Here is a 22,982-nt window from a genome sequence, read left to right as displayed (position 1 = left end):
CGCACGCAGTCCGGCAAAGGCAGGTGTCCGGCACGGACGGGTGTCAGGCACGGACGGGTGTCAGGCAAGCAGGAGTGGCCGGCCGGTGCGGGTGTCGGTCCGGGGGTCCGGCGGTCCGGCAAGCCCCCGCCCGCGGTCTCAGCGTGCGGCGGCGACCCCCACGGCGTGGCGCTCGCGCAGTTCGACCTTCCTGACCTTGCCGCTCACCGTCATGGGGAACGCGTCCAGGACCACCAGCCGGCGCGGGATCTTGTAGTGGGCGAGCTGCTCGCGGCAGTACGCCGTGACGTCGTCCAGGGTCGGCGGATCGGCCGGGTCCCGGGCGATCACGCAGGCGAGGATCTCCTCGCCGTACCGCTCGTCCGGGACGCCGACCACCTGCACATCGGCGATCTTCGGATGCCCGTACAGGAACTCCTCGATCTCCCGCGGATAGACGTTCTCGCCGCCTCTGATGATCATGTCCTTGATACGGCCGACGATCTGCGCGTAGCCGTCCTCGCGGATCACGGCCAGGTCCCCGGTGTGCATCCACCGGCCGGCGTCGACGACCTGGGCGGTCTTCTCCGGCTCGTTCCAGTAGCCGAGCATCACGCTGTAGCCGCGGGTGCAGAGTTCACCGGCCGCGCCGCGCGGCAGGGTCACGCCGCTGACCGGGTCGATCACCTTGACCTCGATGTGGGGCAGCGCGTACCCGACCGTGCCGGTCCGGCGCTCCAGGTCGTCGTCCCGGCGCGTCTGGGTGGAGACGGGGGAGGTCTCGGTCATGCCGTAACAGATCGACACCTCGCTCATGTTCATCTCGGCGACGACCCGCTTCATCACCTCCACCGGACAGGGGGAGCCGGCCATGATCCCGGTGCGCAGCGAGGAGAGGTCGTACATGTCGAAGTCGGGCAGGTTCAGCTCCGCGATGAACATCGTCGGCACCCCGTACAGCGAGGTGCAGCGTTCCTGTGCCACCGCGTGCAGAGTCGCCGCCGGGTCGAACGACGGCGCCGGGATGACGATGCACGCGCCGTGGGAAGTGGCGCCGAGGTTGCCCATCACCATGCCGAAGCAGTGGTAGAACGGCACCGGCAGACAGACCCGGTCCTCCTCGGTGTAGCCGAGCGTCTCCCCCACGAAATAGCCGTTGTTGAGGATGTTGTGGTGGGAGAGGGTGGCGCCTTTGGGGAAGCCGGTGGTGCCGGAGGTGTACTGGATGTTGACGGGGTCGTCGCAGGACAGTTCTGCCTCGCGCGCCGCGAGGGCCTCCTCGCCGGTCCCGTCCGCCGAGCCGATCAGCTCGTCCCAGGTCGGGTCGCCGATGAAGTGGACGACCCGCAGCCCGGGGCAGTCGCCCCGCACCTGCTCGACCATCGCCCGGTAGTCGCTCGTCTTGTGCGCGAGGGAGGCGATCAGCAGCGAGATCCCGGCCTGCTGGAGCACGTACTCCAACTCGTGCGCGCGGTACGCCGGATTGATGTTCACCATGATCGCGCCGATCCGCGCGGTGGCGTACTGGACGAGCACCCACTCGGGACAGTTGACCGCCCAGATGCCGACCCGGTCGCCCTTGGCGACACCGCTGCCGATCAGCGCCCGCGCCAGCCGGTCGACGTCCGCCCGGAACTCGGCGTACGTCCAGCGCCGCCCGGACGGCACGTCGACCAGTGCCTCGCGTCCGGGGAAGGCCGCGACGGTCCGGTCGAGGTTGCGGCCGATGGTCTCGCCGAGCAGCGGTGTGCTGCCGGTACCGTGCACATACGACTGCGTCGTCGTGGTCATCGCAGGTCCCCTTCGTCGTACTCGGCGGACGAGCCGGCGGCGGTGCGCTCGCGCAGCTCGATGCGGCGGATCTTGCCCGAGACGGTCTTCGGCAGTTCGGCGAACTCGAGCTTGCGGATGCGCTTGTACGGGGCGAGCACGGCACGGGAGTGCTCGAAGATCGCCTTCGCGGTGCCGGCGTCCGGCACCCAGCCCGCGGCGAGCACGACGTACGCCTTGGGGACGGCGAGCCTCACCGGGTCGGGCGAGGGCACGACGGCGGCCTCGGCGACCGCCGGGTGCTCCAGCAGCGCGCTCTCCAGCTCGAACGGCGAGATCTTGTAGTCGGACGCCTTGAACACGTCGTCGGCGCGCCCGACGTACGTGATGTAGCCGTCGCCGTCGCGGGATCCGATGTCCCCGGTGCGGTAGAAGCCCTCGGCCATCGCCTCGGCCGTGCGCTCCGCGTCGCCGTGGTAGCCGGTCATCAGTCCGACCGGCCGGGCGGACAGGTCGAGGGCGATCTCGCCCTCGGGCGCTCCGGGTTTGCCCGTCACCGGGTCGAGGAGCTCCACCGTGAATCCGGGGGTGGGCCGCCCCATCGAGCCCGGTTTCAGCAGTTGGCCCGGCGTGTTGGCGACCTGCACCGCCGTCTCGGTCTGGCCGAAACCGTCCCTGATCGTGACGCCCCAGGCCCGCCGGACCGCGTCGATGACCTCGGGGTTCAGTGGCTCGCCCGCAGCGACGACCTCACGCGGCGGGGTCCGCAGCTGGGTCAGGTCGGCCTGGATCAGCATCCGCCACACGGTCGGCGGTGCGCAGAAGCTGGTGACGCCCGCCCGGTCCATCTCGGCCATCAGCCGGGTCGCGTCGAACCGCGCGTAGTTGTGGATGAAGACGGTCGCCTCGGCGTTCCACGGCGCGAAGAGGTTGGACCAGGCGTGCTTCGCCCAGCCCGGCGAGGAGATGTTGAGGTGCACGTCGTCGGGCTGCAGCCCGATCCAGTACATGGTCGCCAAATGGCCCACGGGATACGACACATGGGTGTGCTCGACGAGTTTGGGGCGGGCCGTGGTGCCGGAGGTGAAGTAGAGCATCAGCGGGTCGTCGGCGCGGGTGACGCCGTCCGGCTCGAACTCCTCGGAGGCCGTGCCGTCCGGGTCCTCGTACCGGAGCCAGCCCTCGACGTCCCCGCCGACCGCGATGCGCGTGTACGTGCCGGGCACGTCCGCGAACTTCCCGGTGTCCTCGGAGCGGACGATCACATGGCGGGCGGCGCCGCGGTCGATCCTGTCCCGGAGGTCGGCCGGGCCGAGCAGAGTCGTGGCCGGGATGACCACGGCGCGCAGCTTCATCGCGGCGAGGGCGGTCTCCCACAGTTCGCGCTGGTTGCCGAGCATCACCACGATGCGGTCCCCGGCCCGCACGCCCAGCCCGCGCAGCCGGTTGGCCAGCACGTTCGACCGCGCCGCCATCTCCTGGAACGAGATCCTCGTCTCCCGGCCGTCCTCCTCGACGATGTGCAGGGCGTCCCGTGCGTTGCCCCGGGCGATCACGTCGAACCAGTCCAGTGCCCAGTTGAACCGCTCGAGCCGCGGCCAGGCGAACCCCTGGTACGCCGTGCGGTAGTCCTCCCGGTGCCGCAGCAGGAAGTCCCGTGCAGCCCGGAACTCCTCCGTCGCGCCGCCCTCCGTCATCTCTTCTCCTCCTTGCCGTAACACCGCTCGCCATCGTGTAATCAGTGACGCAGGTCTCACTACCCCCGTTCGGGGGGTGATGCCCTGACGACCGAAACCGAGCCCTGCCGAGGTGAACCCTCATCGACGCTGTGGAGATACGGGCAGCCTTGCTCCGGCTGCGCCGCGGTACCGGGCTCCCCGTCGCCTTCGGGGGGCTGCTCACGGATCCGCGGCAGCTGCGGATCGCCGAACTGACCGGCGCGGCGACCGGCGCGCTGCGCGGACTCACCGTGTCCGCGGGCACCGGCCTCGGCGGCAAGGCCGTGGCGCTGGGCCGGCCCTGCGCCGTGACCGACTACCGCTCCTCGCGGCACATCAGCCACGAGTACGACGGCGCGGTCGCCGCCGAGGGCCTGCACGCCGTCCTCGCGGTCCCCGTCGTCGTACGGCGACAGGTGCGCGGCGTGCTCTACGGGGCACTCCGCAGCCCGCTCCCCCTCGGCGAACGCACGTTCGATGCGGCTGTCGCGGCGGCCCGCGACGTGGAGCAGGCGCTCGTGGCGCGGGCGGAGGCACAGCGGCTGCTGACGGAGACCGCCGACAAGCCACCGGTGGCCTCGTCCGCCGCCTGGGAGGAGGTACGGGCCGCCCACGCGGAGCTACGGGCACTGGCCCCGCAGGTCCTCGACGCGGAGCTGCGCGAGCGGCTGCTCGCCGTGTGCGGCCGCCTGGAGGGCGCGGCCGGTCCGGCGGGCGCCCCCGTGGCGCCCGGAGCCGTGCTGACGCCGCGCGAGGTCGACGTCCTGACCCGCGTCGCGGCGGGCGCCACGAACGCGGCGGCGGCCGACCGGCTCGGTCTGCGCCCCGAGACGGTGAAGGGCTACCTGCGATCGGCCATGCGCAAGCTGGGCGCACACACCCGTTTGGAGGCGGTGGTGGCCGCGCGACGTACGGGGCAGCTCCCTTAGGTTCCGACGGCGGGCCGGACCACCCCTGGACGGGCTCACCCCCGGAGCGGCCCACCCCTGGGTGGGCTCCCCGGCCGGTTCACCCCCGGAGCGGCTCACCTCCGGGTGGGCTCCCCGGGCCGGCTCACCCGCGACCGGCTCATCCGGCCACCTCGGTGAAGCGCAGATCACGGGCCGGGGCCTTCGTCATGGCCGTCAGGAGGCGATGCCCCTCCTCGGCGATCTCGTCGCGCTGGGCCCGGGTCGGAGGGGCGAAGGTCTCCACCGTGAGGATCGCCCGCTCCTTCGTCTCCTCGACCCGCCACAGGCCGGCGAGGAAGCCGTCGACGAGCAGCGTGCAGTGGCCCGTGTTCCCCCTCCAGGCGCGGCCCTTGCAGGCGGCGGGGACGACCCGTGTGCGGTCGGCATGCGAGAGGAGCAGATTGTCGAACTCGGGGAGGAAGCGCGGGGGCGCCGGGACGTCCGCGTCGGGGCGGGGCGCGTCCGGAAGGTCGAAGAGCTCGACGCCGTTCTCGTCCCGGTAGGTGACCAGCCCCGGCCGGAGCGCGTCGAAGACCTCCGAGAGGCGGGTCAGCCCCGCCCAGATCTGCATGTCCTTCACCGAGGCCGGACCGAACGCCGCGAGGTACCGCAGGACGGTCTCCCCGGCCGCAGCCGGCGGCTCGGCCGGCCTGCCCAGCCAGTGCTCGGCGGTGGTGAGCGCCACCTGCGCGCTCCTGCGCCACAGGCCGCGCGGGGTGACCTGGACGAGGGGCAGCGTGCAGCGCGCCGCGACGGACAGGGAGAGCGGATCCGCGTCGGGCCACCGGACGAGCAGGGCCTCCCGGAGCTCCTTCATCGTGCGGGGCCGCTCCTCGACGAGGTCACGGGTGATCGCGGCCAGCTCGTCCAGGTCGACGCCGTGCAGGCCCCTGCGGAACAGCTTGATCTCCCGGTCGCGGGCCGGCTGGACCAGCGGGCGGAGCCTGAGTGCGTCGCCGGCGGTGTGCAGGTGGATCGTGGAACGGATGGTGACCATACGGACGGCCGCGCGTGACTCCAGCAGCGCCGAGAGCTCCTGTGGATCGAAACCGGCCAGCCGGGCGTGCAGCTGGAAGTACGGTGGCTTCACGTTCTGGGCCTGGAGCCCGACGAGGTGCCGCACCGCGTTCTCCACTCCCATCGCGCTGCGGCGCAGGAGAAGCTGCCGGTCCAGGGTGGCGCGGTTCAGCGCGCGCGTGCCGAGTACGGGGGCCTTCGTGGTCCGCTTCGTCATGCCGGCACGCTACTGGCAGCTGCGGACAGGATCGGTCCGCAATCGGCGCGCCGAGCGTGCCGTGCCCGCACGGTTCGGTCCGTATATCCTGCTCCGTGCCCCACGGACGTACGGTCGACGCGGGAGGTGAGTGCCGGGATGTCCGAGCGAAGCGTGTCCCCCAGGAAGCATTCCTGGCGCAGATACTCCCACTCCCCCGCGCAGCCCCCCGGCGCGCCGGGACCGTCGGCCCCGCAGCCGGCGCCTCCCGTCACGCCGGGCGCCGCGGGCCCCGCGGTGAGCAACGGCAGCATCGTGCAGGCGGCCCTCTACCGCGACGGCCACCGGGCCGCGTCCCCGGCCTCGCTGGCCGAAACCTTCCGCCGGCTGCGGGAACAGCCAGACGGCATGGCCTGGATCGGTCTGCACCGGCCCACCTCCGAGGAGCTCCACTCCCTCGCCGACGAGTTCGACCTTCACCCGCTCGCCGTCGAGGACGCCCTCGAAGCCCACCAGCGCCCCAAACTGGAGCGCTACGGCGACACCCTCTTCGTCGTCCTGCGGGCCGCCCGCTACCTGGACGCTCCGGAGGAGGTCGACTTCGGGGAGCTCCACGTCTTCGTCGGCGTCGACTTCGTCATCACGGTCCGCCACGGCGCCGCCCCCGACCTCTCCGCGGTGCGCCGCCGCATGGAGGAGACCCCCGAACTGCTCGCCCTGGGCCCCGAGGCCGTCCTCTACGCCATCCTCGACGCGGTCGTCGACGGCTACGCCCCGGTCGTCGCCGGCGTCCAGAACGACATCGACGAGATCGAGACCGAGGTCTTCCGCGGCGACCCCGAGGTCTCCCGCCGGATCTACGAACTCTCCCGCGAGGTCGTCGAGTTCCAGCGCGCCACCCGTCCCCTGGTCGGCATGCTCCACAGCCTCATGGCCGGCTTCGCCAAATACGGCACGGACGAGGAACTCCAGCGCTACCTCCGCGACGTCGCCGACCACGTCACCCACACCAGCGAGCGCGTCGACGGCTTCCGCCAGGCCCTCACCGAGATCCTCACCGTCAACGGCACCCTCGTCACCCAGCAGCAGAACGCCGAGATGCGTGCCCTCGCGGAGGCCGGCTTCGAACAGAACGAGGAGATCAAGAAGATCTCCGCGTGGGCGGCCATCCTCTTCGCACCCACGTTGGTGGGAACGATCTACGGCATGAACTTCCAGAACATGCCTGAGTTGAACTGGGGGTTCGGATACCCCTTCGCGATCGGGCTGATGGGGCTGGTTTGCGTCACTTTGTACGTGCTTTTCAAGCGGCGGGGGTGGCTCTAGGCGCAATGCCGATGCCGCTGGCTTGACAGGGTTCACGATTTGCTGACCTGTAGGGGAGAAGTGATGGTGATCTCGTCCACCTGCCTCCAGCAAGGCCCTGACCGGGACTTTTGCCCTCCTGCAGTCGCTGGGCAGAATCCGGGGAGAACCGGCTGACGATCCAGGTCCTGCGTCTGCGGCTTCGGTCCTGTCCCGCTTCCTGGTCAACATCCTGCCGGGCTCCCTTTCTGCACCCTCAGTCGGCCCACCAGTGGCACCAGCGGTGGCGGGACGGCGGTGTGAAAGCTCTGGCCTCCCGTTGCCCGAGCGGGTCACGGTGCCGGCTGTCCCCGCGCTGCCTCGAGAAGCTGGCCGTCTACCCGGAACAGGGCTACGACCTGCGATTCGCAATCGAGCCCAGGCCCAACGAGTCATGCGGCGACATCCTGCTGCCGGCCACCGGCCACGTCCTGGCGTTCATTGAGGAACTGGAACACCCCGAGCTCGTCGGCTTCGACCCCGAGGCCGGGCACGAGGAAACGGCCGGGCTGAACTTCGTCCACGGCATCAGCCAGGCCCTGTGGCACGGCAAGCTGTTCCACATCGCCCTCAACGGACAGCACGGGGTGCCCGAGCCCGCTGTCCCGATGCCGGCGGCCGGAGTGGACTGGCGGAGTCTGCGCCATGTGACCGTCGACGCAGACACCCTCGGGGCGCACCGGCATGGCGTTCGAACACCTCGACCAGCCGGCCCTGGAGCATCTGTACGGCGTGCGCTGACCGGCGCCTGCCCGACCGACGCGCAGGAGTCCCGTTCTGGAAATCGCCGCGCGGGATGCAAGCACCGGGCTCCCGTAAAAGTGGGCGCGCCCAGCGTGGGCGGATGCTCCACGCGGGTTCACACCGGCGGTGCCGGCACCCGGACCACCGGCGCCAGGCGCTGCGACTGGTGCGAGGAACTGGTCGGCGGCACGTGCGGACCATACGCGGCGGCAGCCTGCCTGCTTCTGCCCCGTTGCTCGCCAAGCTGTCTGCGCCTCAGAGGCTCAAGACCAGTTTGCCGCGTACCCGGCCCTCCTTGCTGATGCGGTGCGCCTCCGCGGCCTTCTCCAGCGGGAGGACGGCCTGGACCTCGACGTGGACGGCCCCGGATTCGATGAGCGTGCCGATCCGGCGCAGTGCCTCGCCGTCGGGGGTGACGATGACGCGGCGGGCCGTGATTCCGGGGAGGCGGTGCGTCTCGTCCACGGGCTCCGGGAGGGTGATGAGGGTGCCACCCGGGCGCAGCAGCCGCCATGCGGCGTGCTGCACCGGGCCTCCGACGGTGTCCAGGACGATGTCGAAGGCGGCCGCGTGGGCCAGGTCCGCCGTCGCACGGTCGACCGGCTCGTCGACGCCGAGCCGGTGCAGAAAGTCCAGGTTGCGCGCGGAAGTGGTGGCGGTGACATGCGCTCCGAGGTGCCGGGCGAACTGCACGGCGAAGTGGCCGACGCCGCCGGCGCCGGCGTGGACCAGGATCCGCTCGCCGGCTGCGATGTCCGCCGCGCGCAGTGCCTGCCATGCCGTCAGTGCGGCCAGGGGTACGGCCGCGGCTTCGGCGTAGGACAGTCCGGCCGGCTTGGGCGCCACAGCGGATGCGGGAAGGACGGCGAGGTCCTGATAGGCGCCGCCGTACGGCAGCGGCAGCATCCCGTACACGGCCTCACCGACGGCCGGACCGCCCGGCACGGTGGCCAGTACCACGCCCGCCACGTCCCAGCCCATCCCGAGCGGGAACGGCCGGTCGCTGCGGACCGCTCCTTCGCGGTGCTTCCAGTCGACCGGGTTCACCCCGGCGGCCCTGACCTCCACCAGGACCTCGTCGTCCGACGGGGCCGGTGCCGTCCGCCGGGTGACTTCCAGAACGCTTTCGTCGCCGTACCGGGAGAAGACCACTGCACGCATCGAAGATGCCCCTCTTTCGTGTCTGTCCATGTCTGTTCGTGTCCGTCACATCCGACGTGACCGTCGTGTCGTGCCGCGACGGGGTCCACGGTGCGGGCTAGGCCGGGGCGGAGCCACCACCCCCCGGGTACCAGGCAGGGAGTCGCGGCACGGGTGGTGGGGGGGTACCGGGAAGGACAGGATGCCGAGCGCCGTCGTCGGAATACTGGCGTGCATGAACTCAGCCAACGAGCTCGGCAGTTTCCTCAGGTCACGGCGCGCCCGGGTGACTCCCGAGGCAGCTGGAATCCCCGCCCACGGCCGACGCAGGGTCGCTGGTTTGCGCCGCGAAGAGCTCGCCGAGCTGGCGGACGTCAGCGTCGTCTACTACACCCGCCTGGAGCAGGGGCGCGCCCGCCATCCGTCCGACGCCGTGCTCGATGCTCTGGCGCGGGCGCTGCGGCTCGATGGGGCCGAGCGTGCCCACCTGTTCGACCTCGCGCACCGGCCCCGCCGCCGCAGCAATGTCGAACGGTCCCCGGCCGTTGCCGCGGAGCCGGTGCAGGATGTGCAGGTACGGGATGGGCTGCGACGCCTGCTGACCGCCGTCGGTGCCGTCCCGGCGTACGTCCTCGGTCCCGCGATGGACGTCCTCGACGCCAACGACCTGGCTCGGGCCCTCGTCTGCGCCCCGGCCCCGGCTCCCGGCGAGCGGCTCAACCTGGCCCGTCATGTCTTCCTCGATGCCGCAGCCCGCGAGTTGTACCCGCGTTGGGCGGAGGTGGCCGGTCAGACCGTCGGTTTCCTGCGCTTCGCTGCCGGACGCCGCCCCAGTGACGCGCGGCTGGCCCGGCTCGTCGCCGAACTGTGCGGCACCAGCGCGGAGTTCCGCGCCCTGTGGGTGGCGCTGGAGGTGCAGGAGAAGTCGTACGGGACCAAGAGCTTCCGGCATCCCGTGGTCGGTGACTTCGACCTCGCGTACGAGACGCTCGCGCTGCCGGGTGGCGAAGGGCGGTCCCTGGTCGTCTTCACCGCCCCCGACGCCCGCGCGGACACCGCACTGCGGCTGCTCGGCAGCTGGTCCGCACCGGCTCCGACCGGCCGACATGCGGACGCCGACGATCACGGATCTGCCCGATGAACTCGTGACTTCGGGCGGGGAGGAAGGAGGCTGCGGCGGGCTTCAGGCCTCGCGCCGCCCGCCCCGGCGGGCCGAGCGGGCCCTGTTGCCGCAGCCGACCGAGCACCATGCCTGATCCCGTCTGCGCGCGAGGAAGAACATGCCGCAGCTGGGTGCGGGGCAGCGGCGCAGTCTCGCCTGCTCCGGCCCGGCGGCCAGGACGAGCGCCTGGCGGGCCACCGCTGCGGCGACCGGGCCGCCGGCCTCGTGTTCCGTCAGCCGACCGGCGGCGTCGACCTGGAAGGCCACCGGGGCGCGCGCGGCCAGGACGTTGAGGTGGTCGCACACCGGTCCGGGCAGCGGAACCTCCCGCGCCGCCGCGTCCAGCACGCCGCGCACCGGATCGCGCAACTCCGTCAGCTGATCCAGGGGCAGGTCCGCCAGGGCCCGGTCGACGGCCTTGGCCCGCCAGGACGCCAGGAGCTCTCGATCGGCCAGCAGGTCGATGTCCTCACCGGCAGGACCGGCCCCGATGAGGACGGTGTTGGCCAGATCGAGTACCGGCAGCTCACCGATCCACGGCATCTCCCGCACGTTCTTGAGGGTCACACCCCCAACCTATCGGACCAACGGATTCAACCTATCGAATCCGTGATAGCTTCAATCACGGATTTCGATCTACAAATCCGTGACATGCTCTCCGAGAGGAACGCCACCATGGGTGCCACCATCGAATACGTCCGCTTCGAGACCACCGACCCCGCCCGGCTGACCGCGCAGCGCGACCTGCTGGTCTCCCTCCTGCACGAGCGTTACGGAACGGACTTCCTCGGCGCCCATCTCGCCCACTGCGAGGACGGCTCCCTGCTCGACATCCTCCTGTGGGCCTCGCCCGAGGCAGCCGGACGCGCGGCGAGCGAGATGCCCGGCGACCCCGCCGCCGCCGGTTTCTTCAGCCTGATCGGCGAGGTGCACGAGATGCGGCACGCCCGGGTGCTGCACAGCACCACCCGGCAGTAGCCGAGAAGGTGCCGACGACGCCCGACCGCGCAGGCCGAGCGCGGCCGGCGCCGGAACCCGATGAAGGGGGACAGCCGTGCCCACGGCCGACGAACTGATCAACGTCCGCACCACCGACCGGCTGGCCCGCGTCATGGCGGCAGCGGGTGCCGCGCCTGCGAATACGGTCCGCACGTGCGGAACCCTGCTGGACGGCCTCACCTTCAGCCGACGCGTCACCGTCGTGAAGGAGGCCGTCCTCGCCGACCTGCCGGACACCTACCCGGCCTTCGCCGCGGTCGTCCGCGCGGCCCTGCGCGACTCCGCCTTCACCGGCTGGATGACCTTTCCGGTCAACGCCGCGGTCGCCGAACGCGCCCTGGCAGACGGCGTGTTCGAGCCGGCTCTCGGTCTGCTCGCCGACCTCACTCCGCTGCTCACCGCGGAAATGGCGGTACGCCCCTTTCTCAGCGCCGACCTGCCCCGTGCGCTGCAGCAGGTCCTGGAGTGGACCCACCACCCCGATCACCACGTCCGCCGCCTCGCGAGCGAGGGCACCCGCCCGCGCCTGCCCTGGGCACCCCGGCTGCCCCGGCTGGTTGCCGACCCCACACCCGCCCTGCCCGTGCTGGACGCGCTGTACCGCGACACGAGCGAGTACGTCAGGCGATCGGTGGCCAACCACCTCAACGACATCAGCCGTGACCACCCGCGCACGGCCGTCGACATCGCCACCCACTGGCTCGCCGAACCGGCTCCCAGCACACCGGCTCTGGTCCGCCACGGTCTGCGGACGCTCGTCAAGGCCGGCCACCATGACGCTCTGGCGCTGCTCGGCCACGAACCCGGCGCCCTTGTCCAGGTCGCCGGCCCCGATGTCCGCACTCCCGAGGTGTTCCTCGGTGAGGACCTCGTCTTCGGCTACGAGGTCACCAACACCGGACCCCGTACCGCGCGTCTCGTCATCGACTACGTCGTCCACCATCGCAGGGCGAACGGCGCGCTCTCCCCCAAGGTCTTCAAGCTGACGACCCGCGACATCGCGCCCGGGGAGCGCTGGTCGGGCCTGCGCCGCCACTCCTTCCGGGTGCTCAGCACACGCCGCTACCACCCCGGCACCCACCATGTGCAACTCCAGGTCAACGGGCAGCCCCACGGCTTCGCCGAGTTCACCCTCCGAGCGCCGGCGGGCTCGCAAACCCACCCGTTTCACAGATCACCACACGTCGGAGAGGATTGATGATGCGCGGCAGACTCCCTGCCGTACGGCGCGCGATTTTGGCAATCCCGGCAATCAGCCTGTTCACGGGCTGTTCCCAGCAGTACAACGACGAGCGCGGCAAAGGCGACGCTCCGGTCCAGGGACGATCGGGCGACAACACCCCGGCCGAGATCTTCAAATGCCCGACGACTTCGGCAACCTCGCCACCAAGTGCGTGGGGGCTGGCCGGGCCGGCGTTGTTTCCCATGGCGCGCGCTCGAGGTGCTGCGCGGCCGGCGGGACGTGCCGACGCTGCAGCCGCCTTTCCCTGGCAGGCGCCATTGTCGGTCAGGACCCGCTCGACGGTGATGCCGCGCTGGGTGAAGAACGCGTGGGCCCGGCTTCGGAACGAAGGCGCTGCCCTCGTAAACGAGTACCGCTCCCGTGGCGCCACGGCTCAGAAGTCAGGCCGCCGCCCTGCGGGACCCGCCGGACCACATGCCCAGCCCCCGGCGAGCAGTTCCCTGGCAGCGTAGTAGGCGTACAGCGCGGCCTCGCTGCCGGAACCGAGGGCGGTCATGATCCGCTGGAAGCGGGCGGCGCGCAGGTCGCCGGCCACGATGACGCGTGGGTGCTGGTCAGCGGGCGGACAGTAGCCGTCGGCGCCTCGGATGAGGTCGCCGGGTGGAGCGGTGGGTGCGTTCCCGATGCTGAGGTGGACGGCGTCTGCCGTGACCGTGCGCCGGCCGCCTTTCCGGCCCACCGTTTCCGCTGTCGCCGCGGTCCCTTCGGAGGGGTGCAGGGTCAGGTGCTCGACGGGAAGGAGCGAGACGCGGGGGTCGTCACAGATCTCCGCGACCTTGTACTCGTCGGACGCGGGGTACGCGACGAGCAGGCAGGTGTCCGTATTCGGGTGGGCGCGCAGGAAGGTGCCGATGGGGCGGTCGCCGCCGAGGACGAGCAGGGTGCGGCCTTCGGCGCCGTGCTCGTCGGCCTGCCAGAGCGGGGGCAGGGTGAGGCCGCCTGGGGCGGTGATCCAGTCGACGTCGCGGGGCTGGAGAGGGCCGACGCCGGTGGCGACGACGGCGTACGGTGCGGTGAGCCGGGTCGCGGTGTCGAGGGTGACGGTGACGTGATCGTCGTCGGCGCGGAGTTCGGTGGCGTGGCGACCGAGTTCGAGACGGCACAGTTCCGTGCCCTCCAGCTCCGCGGTGATGGAGTCGGCGAGCTCGGGACCACTGGTGTGGCCGCCGAGCACGTTGTTCAGGGCCGGGATGCGGTAGAGGTTGCGGCACAGGCCGTCCGGCTCGATCAGGACCGAGCGCATGCCGACGCCGGCGGCCGTACGCGCGGCAGCGCAGCCGGCCGGGCCTCCGCCGATGACGATCAGGTCGGTGTGGGACGGTGCGGCAGCCATGGGCCCATTCCAGCACCGCGGCCTCTGCGTGCGCAGTGAGTCGCGCCACCACGTGCTCGGCGGTGACGAGTCGGCCCGGCTCCGATCAAGCGCCGGGTGGCCCTGGGTCCGGACCCGGTTCCACGAGGCATGCGCCTCACGCCTGGGGCGCAGCCGGGCACAGCAGGTGGCGCGCTGCGCAGCCGACGCGTGACCTCAGCCGTCGGCCAGTGAGATCTCGGTGGACTTGATCAGCGCCACGACCGAGGAGCCGGGCGCAATGCCGAGGTCGGTGACGGCGTCCTTGGTGATCGCGGCGGTCAGTTCGCCGCCTTCGACGGTCAGTCTGACGCCTGCCATGGCCCCGCCGGTGGTCACGTCGGTGACCGTGCCTGGGAGATGATTGCGGATGCTCAGGCCTTCGACCGGGCCGGTGGCCAGAGCCACCTCCGTGGACTTCACCAGGGCGCGTACGGAGGAACCTTCGGCGATACCGAGATCCTTGACGGCGTCCGCGGTGATGGCTGCGGTGATGTCCTGGCCACCGTCGAGGCGGACCCTGACGGCGGCCATGACCTCGCCGGGGGTGACGCTCGTGACGGTGCCGGGAAGCTGGTTGCGGATGCTCAGGCTCATGGGGCCACGACCTTCGGTTACCGGGCAGCACGGCGGTTCTCACCGGTTCTGTCGCGTGGCACTGTAGCCACACTCACCGCATCCGTCTCAGCACGCACCGTAGGAGGCGGGCGGAAGGTCCGGACGGGGGACGAACCTCGACGTCGCACCGCAGCGGACAGCGCTACGGAGATCAACTGGACCTTCCTCCCCTCGGACTGGCATCTGCAATAAATATTCACAATCAGGGTTGCAGGTGCCAGATCATTGGCTCTAACGTGACGCATATGCAGTCCTACACCATCGGGCAGGCGGCGCGGTTGCTGGGCGTCAGTCCCGACACTGCGCGCCGCTGGGCGGATGCCGGGCGGGTCGCGACCCACCGCGACGAGAGCGGTCGCCGTCTCATCGACGGACGGGACCTGGCCGCCTTCTCCATCGAGGTCGCCCAGGGCGGCGGCGAGGAGGAGGCCTCCTACACCTCGGCGCGCAACGCCTTCCCCGGGATCGTCACCGCGATCAAGCTCGGCGACGTCGCGGCGCAGGTCGAGATCCAGGCCGGCCCGCACCGGCTGGTCTCGCTGCTGACCAGGGAGGCCGTGGAGGAACTGGGCCTTGAAGTCGGCATGCAGGCCACAGCCCGCGTGAAGTCGACCAACGTGCACATCGACCGCACCTGACCCCTTGTACGAAAGCGGCGTCGCCCGTCACCGGCGCGGCTCGTCATCATCCCGCTCGGGCGGCACCAGGCCGGCCGTGTCCCCAAGGAGTCCCGTCCTCATGTCCCGCACCTTCGCCAGACGCCGCGCCGCCGCCGTGCTGACCGCAGCGCTCCTCGTCCCGCTCGCCGCCTGCGGCAACGACGACTCCAAGAAGGACGCCGGCGACGCGAAGTCCGCCGCGGGAGCCCCCAAGGCCGAGCTGACGGTGCTGGCGGCCGCTTCGCTGACCAACGTCTTCAAGACCGCAGGCGCCGCGTACGAGCAGAAGAACCCCGGCACGAAGATCACGTTCTCCTTCGCCGGGTCGCAGGAGCTGGTCGCCCAGGTCAAACAGGGCGCCCCGGCCGACGCGCTGGTCACCGCCGACACCAAGAGCATGGACAGCGTGAAGGCGGACACCGGCACCCCGGCGGTCATCGCCAGGAACCGCCTCGTCATCGCCACCACCGAGGGCAACCCGCACAAGGTCGACGAACTCAAGGACCTCGCGGACGCCGAGCTGAAGGTCGTCCTCGCCGCCCCCGAGGTGCCGGCCGGCAAGTACAGCAAGAAGATCCTCGACGCCCAGAAGATCACGGTGAACCCCGTCTCGGAGGAACCGAACGTCCGGGCCGTGCTGAGCAAGGTCGAACTCGGCGAGGCCGACGCGGGGCTCGTCTACAAGACCGACGCGGAATCCGCCACGGACAAGGTCGACGCGGTCGAGATCCCGGACGCGCAGAACGCCATCGCCGAATACCCGGCCGCCACGGTGAAGCATTCCGAGAACGCCGAGGCGGCCGCCGCGTTCGTCGCGTGGCTGTCCTCGCCCGAGGGGCAGAAGGTCCTCCAGGACGCGGGCTTCCAGAAGCCGTAGCCCCGGCGACTTTCGAGGGGCCGCCCGTTCCCGGGGAACGCGCAGCCCCCTGCCTCGTCCGACACCCAGAGTCCCAGGGGACCCCGATGAAACGAATCCGCCCCCGCACACCGGGCCCCCGCACCCCGGTCACCCTGGCGGTCCCCGCACTGCTCGCGGTGGCGTTCCTGCTGCTGCCGCTGATCGGGATCCTCGTACGGACGCCGTGGGGGGAGCTCGCGGACCATCTCACGACTCCGGGAACCACCGAGGCGCTGCGGCTCTCGCTCCTCGTGTCGTTCTGGGCGCTCGGCCTGTCGCTGCTCCTCGGAGTGCCCCTGGCGTGGCTCCTGGCCCGCGTACCGTTCCCCGGCAAGGCGCTCGTGCGCTCCCTCGTACTGCTGCCCATGGTGCTGCCGCCCACCGTCGGCGGCGTCGCCCTGCTGCTCGCGTTCGGGCGGCGCGGACTCCTCGGCCCCTGGCTCGAGGACTCCTTCGGCATCACCCTGCCCTTCCACACCACCGGCGCCGTCCTCGCCGCGACCTTCGTCGCGATGCCCTTCCTCGTCATCAGCCTCGAAGGCGCGCTGGGCGGACTGCGCCCCCGCTACGAGGAGACCGCGCAGTCCCTCGGCGCCTCTCCGGTACGGGTCTTCTTCACCGTCACCCTGCCCATGGTCGCCCCCGGTCTCGTCGCCGGTGCCGCACTCACCTGGGCGCGCGCCCTGGGCGAGTTCGGCGCCACCATCACCTTCGCCGGCAACCTGCCCGGCACCACCCAGACGCTGCCGCTCCAGGTCTACCTGCTGCTCCAGGACGAGCCCGAGGCCGCGACCTCGGTCTCCCTCCTGCTGCTCGCCATCGCGATGGTCGTCCTCATCGCGCTGCGCGGCCGCTGGACCGGCACGCCCACCGCCCGCCCTCACGCACCCGGATCCCCGGTGGACGATGCCGAACCGACGGCGGACCGGGCCGCCGTCCCCGAGCCCACCGGCGCACACCCCGCCGCCCCGCAGGAGCAGTGGTCCCTGCACGCCGAGGTCAGCGGTTTCAACCGGCTCACACTGGACGCCGAGCCGGGCACCACCATCGCCGTCGTCGGACCCAACGGGGCCGGCAAAACCACGCTGCTGCGCGCGCTGCTCGGCCTCACCCCACGCGCCCACGCCGAACTCCGCCTCGGCGACGCCGATGCCACCGGCCTGCCGCCGCACCGCCGCCACGTGGCGTGGGTCCCGCAGGACGGCGCGCTCTTCCCGCACATGAACGCCCTCGCCAACACCGCATACGGGCTCCGCGCCCACGGGGTCCCGCGCGCCGAGGCCCGCCGCAGCGCCCAGGAGTGGCTGGACCGGCTCGGCGTCGGACACCTCGCCCACCGCAAACCGGCCCAGGTCTCCGGCGGCCAGGCACAACGTGTCGCGCTCGCCCGCGCGTTGGCCACGCGCCCCAGGCTCCTGCTGCTCGACGAGCCGCTCGCCGCGCTGGACCAGACCACCCGCGCCCAGGTCCGGCACACCCTCCGCCGCCACCTCGACGGCTTCGGCGGCGTGTGCCTCATGGTCACCCACGACCCCGTCGAAGCCGTCGCACTCGCCGACCGGGTCCTCGTCCTCGACGGCGGACGAGCCCTGCAGGACGCCCCGCCCGGCGAGGTGACCCGGCACCCCCGCTCACCCTGGGTCGCCCGCATGCTCGGCCGTAACGCCTGGCCCGGCACCGCGACCGCCGACGGCATCCGGCTCACCGGCGGCGGCACGCTCATCGTCGCCGAGCCGCTCCCCGCCGGCACGAGCGCCCTCGCGGTCATCGCGCCCGAAGCCGTCTCCGTGCACCGCGACAAGCCCGCCGGCAGCCCCCGCAACGTCTGGCCCGGCACCGTCCGCGAGATCACCGCCAGCGGAAGCCGGCTGCGCGTCCTGATCACCTCGGACCGTGCCCCGGACCTCGTCGCCGAGATCACCCCGGGCGCTCTCGCCGAACTCGGGCTCACCGACGGCACGCCGGTCTGGACCAGCCTCAAGGCGACCGAGGCGACCGTCGTGGCCCTGTGAGCCGGATCCTGTCGGCCGCGCGCAACCGGCGGGCCCGCACCGGCGCGGCGGGCGCCGGGTGCGCCGGGCGCCGGGTGCGGGGCCGGCCCGGATTCACACCGGTTTCTCCAGCAGTGTGACCGCATAGGTGTGGCCCAGGCCGCCGTCCTTCGACCGTTCGCGGACGGCCCGGTAACCCGCCGCCTCGTAGTACCCCCGGAGCCGGGGATTGTTCGCCAGACAGTCGAGGCGGCAGAGCGTGCGGCCGGCGGCGGAGACACGGGCCTCGGCCTCGGCGAGCATCCGCCGTCCCGTGCCCGGGGGCGCGACGCGGCGGTCGGTCATGAGCCGGTGGACGTAGCCGGCGTCCGGCGACCGGGAGGGTCCCCAGGCGGCCGGATCGTCCCACCACAGCTCCCAGGCCCCGGCGATCGGGCCATGAGGTCCGAGGGTGGTCACCCAGACCTCGCCGTCGCGCAGCCGGGCCCGGAAGTGCTCGGTGCCGAGTTGTCCCGGCTTCCATTGGTCGATGCCATGGGCGATCTGCCAGCGTGCCGCGTCGTCCCGGAGCCGGACGAGGGCCGGCAGGTCGTGTTCGTCCGCCTGCCGGAAGCTCGGCGGTGCATGGTGCAGTACCAGAGTCGTCCAGGACACTCCCTCGCGGCCGTGCAGGTCCTCGCGGTGGGAGCGGTGCAGCACTTCCAGCCCGTGCCGCTCGGCGAGGGCGACGGTCTCCTCCTCCGCGACGGGGAACATTCGGCGTCCGGCCGGCACGGGGCCGTGACGCAGTGACAGGACCACGCGCCCCCCGGCACCGAGCAGGCCGACCAGGCGGGCCATGGCCGCGGCCCGCTGCCGCTCGTCCAGGTGCATCCAGACCGCGATCAGCAGGATCAGGTCGAATCGGCGCTCCCGGACGCCCGGTCCGGGAAGATCGGGGAGGGCGTCGTCGGTCCACTCGATCTCCTGGCCGGCATGGATGCGCCGGGCCAACGCACGGAGTTCGGCGGTGGGTTCCGCGGCGACGACCCGGTGCCCCCGCGCTGCCAGCGCCGCTGCGTCCCGTCCGCTGCCCGCTCCGATGTCCAGCACCGAACCGGCGCGCGTCGGGAACAGGTGCAGTACGTCCTGGTGCACCTCGTCGAAGGTCACGCTTTCGTACTGCCCGGCAAGGGATTCGGCCGCGGCGCCGTAACCGGCGGTGCTGGCCATGGCGGGCAACTGCTCATCGGATATGTCGCTGTTCACAGCGCGGCACCCTACGCCCGCTCCGGTCCGAGCACCACGACGAAGATCACCATCTTGGCGCGAGTGGCCGGGGAAGCCGACGGGTCGCGGAACGGAGCACCGCGTGGCGGCACTCATACCCCGCCATGTGGCCGCCGGCCCGGCTTCCGGCAGCAGGTTCACCGCACCTGCCGCCGGGTCCGGCCGACGCCGCCGGTCGGAGGGTGCCGGGGTCACGTGGGCGAGCAGTACGCGAAGGCGATCACCGCTCCGTCTGGTGCCACGGGCGCCACGGGCGCCGGGGCTGCAGTCGCGGTCCCCATCGCCCATGCGGGCCGAAACGCTCCCTCCCGCCTCCGTGCTCCGGCCCGGCAGCACGGCCGAACTGGCCACCCCGGTCGTCAGGACGAGGGCGAGCAGTGCCATGTGCCGCCGGTCATCCACTTACCTCCACGCGGTAGCGGTCCCAACGAGGACTCTGTTGTCAGGATTCATGCGCCCTGTGCCCTCCTCGTGTCGTTCGCTACAGCTCCGACTCCGTGCGAACACGAGCTCTGCGCGCGCACCAGAGCGACGGCGACGCGCGCCGGGAAAGGGCCGTCCATCAACAGCTCGGAGTAGTCGGCGCAGCGCTCCGCGCGGTCCTCCATGCCCCGTCAACCGGACGGGAGGCACCGACTTCCGACCGGATTTCGGACTGCGGAATCACCGCCCATGAGCCGCCCCACGTGCAGATACCCCTGAACTCCCAGGTGAACGGGCACACGGCGCGCGGCTGAACCCCGACGGCGGCGGCCGAAGGCGCCTTGCCCGTGGCCGGTGCGCCTGTAAGCATCCCGGAGCGCGCTGCGGCCGCCGGGGAACGGGACAGACTCCGGCAGACCCCCCACCCGTTGGTTCTGCCCTCCGGACGACCTGACCAGGAGTGCCTACCCCATGCTGCAATCGAGACTCCGGACGCTGCTGCTCGGCGGCGCCTCCGCGGCCATGATGCTGGCAACCGCCGTCACCCCGACCGCGGCGTCGGCCTCGATGCCCCCGGCACCGGAGAGCCGCAGAGCCTCCACCACCTCCTACGCTTCGGCCGCCGACGGATTCTGGTCCTGCACCGTTCCGCAGGGCTACACGTTCACGGGCACACGCAACACGCTGACCTGCGGAGGCAACGGGTTCAGGACGCAGTACTTCGTGGCCAAGCCCGCCGACGGCATGTGGGCGTGCACGACAGCACCCGGCTTCACGTACACAGGAACCCAGAACACTCTGGCCTGCTCGACCAGCGGCGGATTCCGCACCATGTACTACCTGCGCACGCCCCGGACCGGGCTCTGGGCCTGCACCGTCCCGCCCGGCTTCACGTACACGAGCACCCAGAACACACTGGCCTGCTCCACCAGCGGGGGTTTCCGCACCATGTACTACCTCCGGGCCGTCTGACGCACCGGACACGGCCGGACGGCGGGGCCGGACCAGACGTCCGGCCCCGCCCGTGATCCGCCGGACACCACTACCCCCGACCGCCACCGCGCAGGAAGCGGCGGAGTCCGGTGAGCGGCCAGGTGTTGATCACGTCGTCCTTCGTCAGCCACCCTCGTTGCGCCGTGCCCACCCCGTAGCGCATGTAGGGGAGGTGGGTGGTGGAGTGGGCGTCCGAGTTCACCGCGAACTTCACCCCGTGGCGCTTCGCCCTGAGGATGTCCTCGTCGCAGAGGTCGAGGCGCTCGGGGTGCGCGTTGATCTCCAGGGCGGTGCCGGTGCGCGCACAGGCTTCGAACACGGCGTCGAAGTCCGCGTCGATGCCGGGCCGTTTGCCGATCAGCCGGGTGGTGGGGTGGCCGATGATCGCGACGTGCGGGTTCTCGCAGGCACGGACGAGGCGGCGGGTCATGGCCTGCCGACTCTGGTTGAGGTGCGAATGGACGGAGGCCACGCACAGGTCGAAGCCCTCCAGGAACTCGTCGGGCCAGTCGACCGCGCCGTCGGGGTCGATGTTGAGTTCCGTTCCGTGCAGCACCCGCATCCCGTGGTGCTCGCGGTCGAGTTCACGGACGCGCTCGCGTTGCGCGAGGATCTTCTCGTCCGTCATGCGCTGCATGGAGAGGTTCGGGGCGTGGTCGGTGACGGCGTAGTAGGCGTAGCCGCGGGCAGCGGCGGCGGCGACCATGTCCTCCAGCGGGGCGAGGCCGTCGGTGAGGTCCGTGTGGGTGTGCAGGTCCCCCCTGATATCGCTCTCGGCCAGGATCTCGGGAAGTTCACCGCGCAGCGCGGCCGCGACCTCCCCGCGGTCCTCGCGCAGCGGCGGCGGGATCCACGGCAGGCCCAGCCGCGCGTAGACCTCTTCCTCCGTCTCCGAGGCCAGCGTGTCGCCGCTCTCGGCGTCGAAGAGCCCGTACTCGGAGAGCTTCAGCTTGTGCCGCACCGCTATCTCGCGGGTGCGGATGTTGTGGGCCTTCGCCCCGGTGAAGTACTGGAGCCCGGCGCCCCAGGAGACGGGCGGCAGGACCCGGAGGTCGACCTGGAGTCCCTTGGTGGTACGGATCGACGTCTTCTTCTCCCCGTAGGCGATGACCTCCGCCGTGTACGGGGCACTGCCGAGGGCTTCCATGAAGGGCGCCGAACGGTCCGCGGCCACCAGGATGTCGATGTCCCCGATCGTCTCCCGCATACGGCGCAGCGACCCCGCGTAGGCGCACCGCTCGCAGCCGGGGAGCGCAGACAGGTCGGAGACGATCTGTTCGGCGACGTCCATGGCGGCGCCGATGAGGATCCGGCCGCCACCGGCCTTCTGCATCAGCGCAATGCCGTGGAGGATGTTCTCCTCGGTCTTCTCGCCGAAGCCCCTCAGGTCGCGCAGCCGCTCCTCGTGGATGGCGTCCAGCAGTTGCTCCACGGAGGAGATGTCCAGCTCCTCGTAGAGGAGCATCGCCTTCTTGGGGCCCAGGGTGGGGATCGTGATCAGCTCGCGCACGCCCGCGGGGATGGACGCCCTGGTCTCCTCGATGGAGGACACCTTGCCCGACCGGAGGTACTCGACGACCTTGTCGGCGATCGACCGGCCGACGTTGGGGATCTCCCGCAGCCCCTTGGCGTCCAGCTTCGAGACGTCCGCGGGGTAGCCGCCGATGGCGCGGGCCGCCTTCTCGTAGGCACGCGCCTTGAAGGCGTCCCCGCCGGTGATGGCGATGAGGTCGGCGTACTCCTGGAGGAGCGCCTCCACCTCCTCGTTGACCCGGCCCATACTTCCAGGGTGCTCCGGCGCGGCCGGACCGGCACGCCTGGCCGCGTCCGGCCGCGATCACGACCGCGTGCCACGGGTCACGGTGGGTGAGAGGGGGGCGGTCTCCGGGGCGCGGCCGGTCACCGCCGTGGTCGGCTGAGGCCATGAGTCTGCTGGTGCAGGTCGAGGTGTTCGACGGGGACGGCCGGCACAGGATCCTGGACGACCCTGGGTACGGGTCGGAGTTCGTGGGCCGAGTGCGGCCGTCGCCCGCTCATCCAAGTCGTTCGCCTTCGTTGCGCTCGAGCCCTCCGCCTGGAACCAGCGACTGGCTCCGGAACTAGGCGACGAGGTGGTCGAACCTCGCCTTGACCGCGTGGGTGAGCTTGGCCCCCGGGGCATCGGGGCCGGATGCCGGCGCGACGACGGAGACAGCGGGTGCGGCGACGGCGGCCTCGGGTGCGGGCGCGACGACTGGGGCAGCGATTGCGGCGACGACGGCGAGGACGGCGACAGCGCGCAGGGTCCACTTCAGCACAATGGGACTCCGATCTGGACGTGTGATGGCATGTGCCTAGATCGTCGCCCCCGATCCGGTGTCCGGGGATCGTCCGAAGGTCGCGACCGTGTCTCCCCCGCACGGGGGAGGTGGCCGGCCACAGGGTGCCTCCTGTCCTCGGGTTCTGGCTCACTTTCCGTGAAAGGGACACGCTGGGTGACGGGTTGGAGGGTCTCGCTTCGACAGCCGAGCACTGCGGT

General features: G+C 71.5%; 20 protein-coding genes and 1 pseudogene. 10 read left to right on the top strand and 11 right to left on the bottom strand.

The genetic code is table 11. From position 1 onward, the window contains the following. Positions 1–138 precede the first annotated feature (138 nt). Together ACZ4Z5_RS30570 and ACZ4Z5_RS30565 are read right to left on the bottom strand one after the other, a co-directional pair. Complete coding sequence (locus ACZ4Z5_RS30570; protein ID WP_468268944.1) at positions 139–1,770, bottom strand: AMP-binding protein; 1,632 nt, start codon at positions 1,768–1,770, stop codon at positions 139–141. Beyond that, positions 1,767–3,446 (bottom strand): AMP-binding protein, encoded by a 1,680-nt coding sequence (locus ACZ4Z5_RS30565; protein ID WP_468268941.1) that lies wholly within the window; start codon positions 3,444–3,446, stop codon positions 1,767–1,769. The genes ACZ4Z5_RS30570 and ACZ4Z5_RS30565 overlap by 4 nt, the downstream gene beginning before the upstream one ends. 122 nt (positions 3,447–3,568) lie before the next feature. Here ACZ4Z5_RS30565 and ACZ4Z5_RS30560 point away from each other — a divergent pair, with 122 nt between their 5' ends. Next, on the top strand, positions 3,569–4,396 hold the full coding sequence (locus tag ACZ4Z5_RS30560; RefSeq protein WP_468268993.1) for a helix-turn-helix transcriptional regulator: 828 nt from the start codon (positions 3,569–3,571) through the stop codon (positions 4,394–4,396). 139 nt (positions 4,397–4,535) lie between these two features. Here the strand turns inward: ACZ4Z5_RS30560 and ACZ4Z5_RS30555 are convergent, their stop codons facing one another. Then, positions 4,536–5,651 carry a winged helix DNA-binding domain-containing protein gene (locus ACZ4Z5_RS30555; protein WP_468268938.1) on the bottom strand — a complete coding sequence of 372 codons (1,116 nt, stop codon included), beginning with the start codon at positions 5,649–5,651 and terminating at the stop codon, positions 4,536–4,538. Between the two features lie 138 nt (positions 5,652–5,789). On the opposite strand from ACZ4Z5_RS30555, the gene ACZ4Z5_RS30550 reads away from it, so the two are divergent. Together ACZ4Z5_RS30550 and ACZ4Z5_RS30545 are read left to right on the top strand one after the other, a co-directional pair. Next, the gene (locus tag ACZ4Z5_RS30550; protein ID WP_468268935.1) at positions 5,790–6,956 is read left to right on the top strand and encodes a magnesium and cobalt transport protein CorA; all 1,167 of its coding nucleotides are present in this window, start codon (positions 5,790–5,792) and stop codon (positions 6,954–6,956) included. Positions 6,957–7,192: 236 nt separating this feature from the next. Then, positions 7,193–7,327: pseudogene (locus tag ACZ4Z5_RS30545) on the top strand (IS630 family transposase); the annotation flags it as partial. A 39-nt stretch (positions 7,328–7,366) separates the two neighbouring features. Here ACZ4Z5_RS30545 and ACZ4Z5_RS30540 read toward each other — a convergent pair. Both ACZ4Z5_RS30540 and ACZ4Z5_RS30535 read right to left on the bottom strand, forming a co-directional pair. Continuing rightward, complete coding sequence (locus tag ACZ4Z5_RS30540) at positions 7,367–7,660, bottom strand: hypothetical protein (RefSeq protein WP_468268999.1); 294 nt, start codon at positions 7,658–7,660, stop codon at positions 7,367–7,369. A gap of 313 nt (positions 7,661–7,973) precedes the next feature. Next, the gene (locus ACZ4Z5_RS30535; RefSeq protein WP_468268932.1) at positions 7,974–8,879 is read right to left on the bottom strand and encodes an NADP-dependent oxidoreductase; all 906 of its coding nucleotides are present in this window, start codon (positions 8,877–8,879) and stop codon (positions 7,974–7,976) included. A 214-nt stretch (positions 8,880–9,093) separates the two neighbouring features. Here ACZ4Z5_RS30535 and ACZ4Z5_RS30530 point away from each other — a divergent pair, with 214 nt between their 5' ends. Beyond that, the gene (locus tag ACZ4Z5_RS30530; protein ID WP_468268929.1) at positions 9,094–9,999 is read left to right on the top strand and encodes a helix-turn-helix transcriptional regulator; all 906 of its coding nucleotides are present in this window, start codon (positions 9,094–9,096) and stop codon (positions 9,997–9,999) included. Between the two features lie 42 nt (positions 10,000–10,041). Here the strand turns inward: ACZ4Z5_RS30530 and ACZ4Z5_RS30525 are convergent, their stop codons facing one another. Continuing rightward, positions 10,042–10,587, bottom strand: coding sequence for an ABATE domain-containing protein (locus ACZ4Z5_RS30525; RefSeq protein WP_468268926.1), 546 nt, complete (start codon positions 10,585–10,587; stop codon positions 10,042–10,044). Positions 10,588–10,671: 84 nt separating this feature from the next. Here ACZ4Z5_RS30525 and ACZ4Z5_RS30520 point away from each other — a divergent pair, with 84 nt between their 5' ends. Then, on the top strand, positions 10,672–10,998 hold the full coding sequence (locus ACZ4Z5_RS30520) for a hypothetical protein (protein WP_468268923.1): 327 nt from the start codon (positions 10,672–10,674) through the stop codon (positions 10,996–10,998). A 76-nt stretch (positions 10,999–11,074) separates the two neighbouring features. Then, positions 11,075–12,217 carry a DNA alkylation repair protein gene (locus tag ACZ4Z5_RS30515; RefSeq protein WP_468268920.1) on the top strand — a complete coding sequence of 381 codons (1,143 nt, stop codon included), beginning with the start codon at positions 11,075–11,077 and terminating at the stop codon, positions 12,215–12,217. Between the two features lie 418 nt (positions 12,218–12,635). Here the strand turns inward: ACZ4Z5_RS30515 and ACZ4Z5_RS30510 are convergent, their stop codons facing one another. Continuing rightward, positions 12,636–13,595 carry an FAD-dependent oxidoreductase gene (locus tag ACZ4Z5_RS30510; RefSeq protein ID WP_468268918.1) on the bottom strand — a complete coding sequence of 320 codons (960 nt, stop codon included), beginning with the start codon at positions 13,593–13,595 and terminating at the stop codon, positions 12,636–12,638. 195 nt (positions 13,596–13,790) lie between these two features. Continuing rightward, complete coding sequence (locus ACZ4Z5_RS30505; RefSeq protein ID WP_468268915.1) at positions 13,791–14,210, bottom strand: TOBE domain-containing protein; 420 nt, start codon at positions 14,208–14,210, stop codon at positions 13,791–13,793. A gap of 266 nt (positions 14,211–14,476) precedes the next feature. Between ACZ4Z5_RS30505 and ACZ4Z5_RS30500 the strand changes: the two genes are divergently transcribed. The 3 genes from ACZ4Z5_RS30500 to ACZ4Z5_RS30490 all read left to right on the top strand — a co-directional run bounded on the left by ACZ4Z5_RS30500 (position 14,477) and on the right by ACZ4Z5_RS30490 (position 17,800). After that, a complete protein-coding gene (locus ACZ4Z5_RS30500; RefSeq protein ID WP_468268912.1) occupies positions 14,477–14,869 on the top strand; it encodes a TOBE domain-containing protein in 393 nt (130 codons plus the stop codon). 100 nt (positions 14,870–14,969) lie between these two features. Next, the gene (gene modA, locus ACZ4Z5_RS30495) at positions 14,970–15,767 is read left to right on the top strand and encodes a molybdate ABC transporter substrate-binding protein (RefSeq protein ID WP_468268909.1); all 798 of its coding nucleotides are present in this window, start codon (positions 14,970–14,972) and stop codon (positions 15,765–15,767) included. A gap of 86 nt (positions 15,768–15,853) precedes the next feature. Continuing rightward, positions 15,854–17,800 (top strand): ABC transporter permease, encoded by a 1,947-nt coding sequence (locus tag ACZ4Z5_RS30490; protein WP_468268906.1) that lies wholly within the window; start codon positions 15,854–15,856, stop codon positions 17,798–17,800. Between the two features lie 93 nt (positions 17,801–17,893). Here the strand turns inward: ACZ4Z5_RS30490 and ACZ4Z5_RS30485 are convergent, their stop codons facing one another. Then, complete coding sequence (locus ACZ4Z5_RS30485; RefSeq protein WP_468268903.1) at positions 17,894–19,027, bottom strand: methyltransferase domain-containing protein; 1,134 nt, start codon at positions 19,025–19,027, stop codon at positions 17,894–17,896. 915 nt (positions 19,028–19,942) lie between these two features. On the opposite strand from ACZ4Z5_RS30485, the gene ACZ4Z5_RS30480 reads away from it, so the two are divergent. Continuing rightward, entirely contained in the window at positions 19,943–20,443 is a 501-nt protein-coding gene (locus tag ACZ4Z5_RS30480; protein ID WP_468268900.1) for a hypothetical protein, read from the top strand. Positions 20,444–20,513: 70 nt separating this feature from the next. Here the strand turns inward: ACZ4Z5_RS30480 and polX are convergent, their stop codons facing one another. Both polX and ACZ4Z5_RS30470 read right to left on the bottom strand, forming a co-directional pair. Further along, positions 20,514–22,244: a DNA polymerase/3'-5' exonuclease PolX gene (gene polX / locus ACZ4Z5_RS30475; RefSeq protein ID WP_468268899.1), complete on the bottom strand. Its 1,731-nt coding sequence runs from the start codon at positions 22,242–22,244 to the stop codon at positions 20,514–20,516. 319 nt (positions 22,245–22,563) lie between these two features. After that, entirely contained in the window at positions 22,564–22,761 is a 198-nt protein-coding gene (locus ACZ4Z5_RS30470) for a hypothetical protein (protein ID WP_468268896.1), read from the bottom strand. Positions 22,762–22,982: the final 221 nt, after the last annotated feature.

This window comes from Streptomyces sp. NPDC030222, from assembly GCF_055573115.1.
Note: the sequence above shows the minus strand (reverse complement) of the source record. Positions and strands in the feature narration are given on the sequence as shown.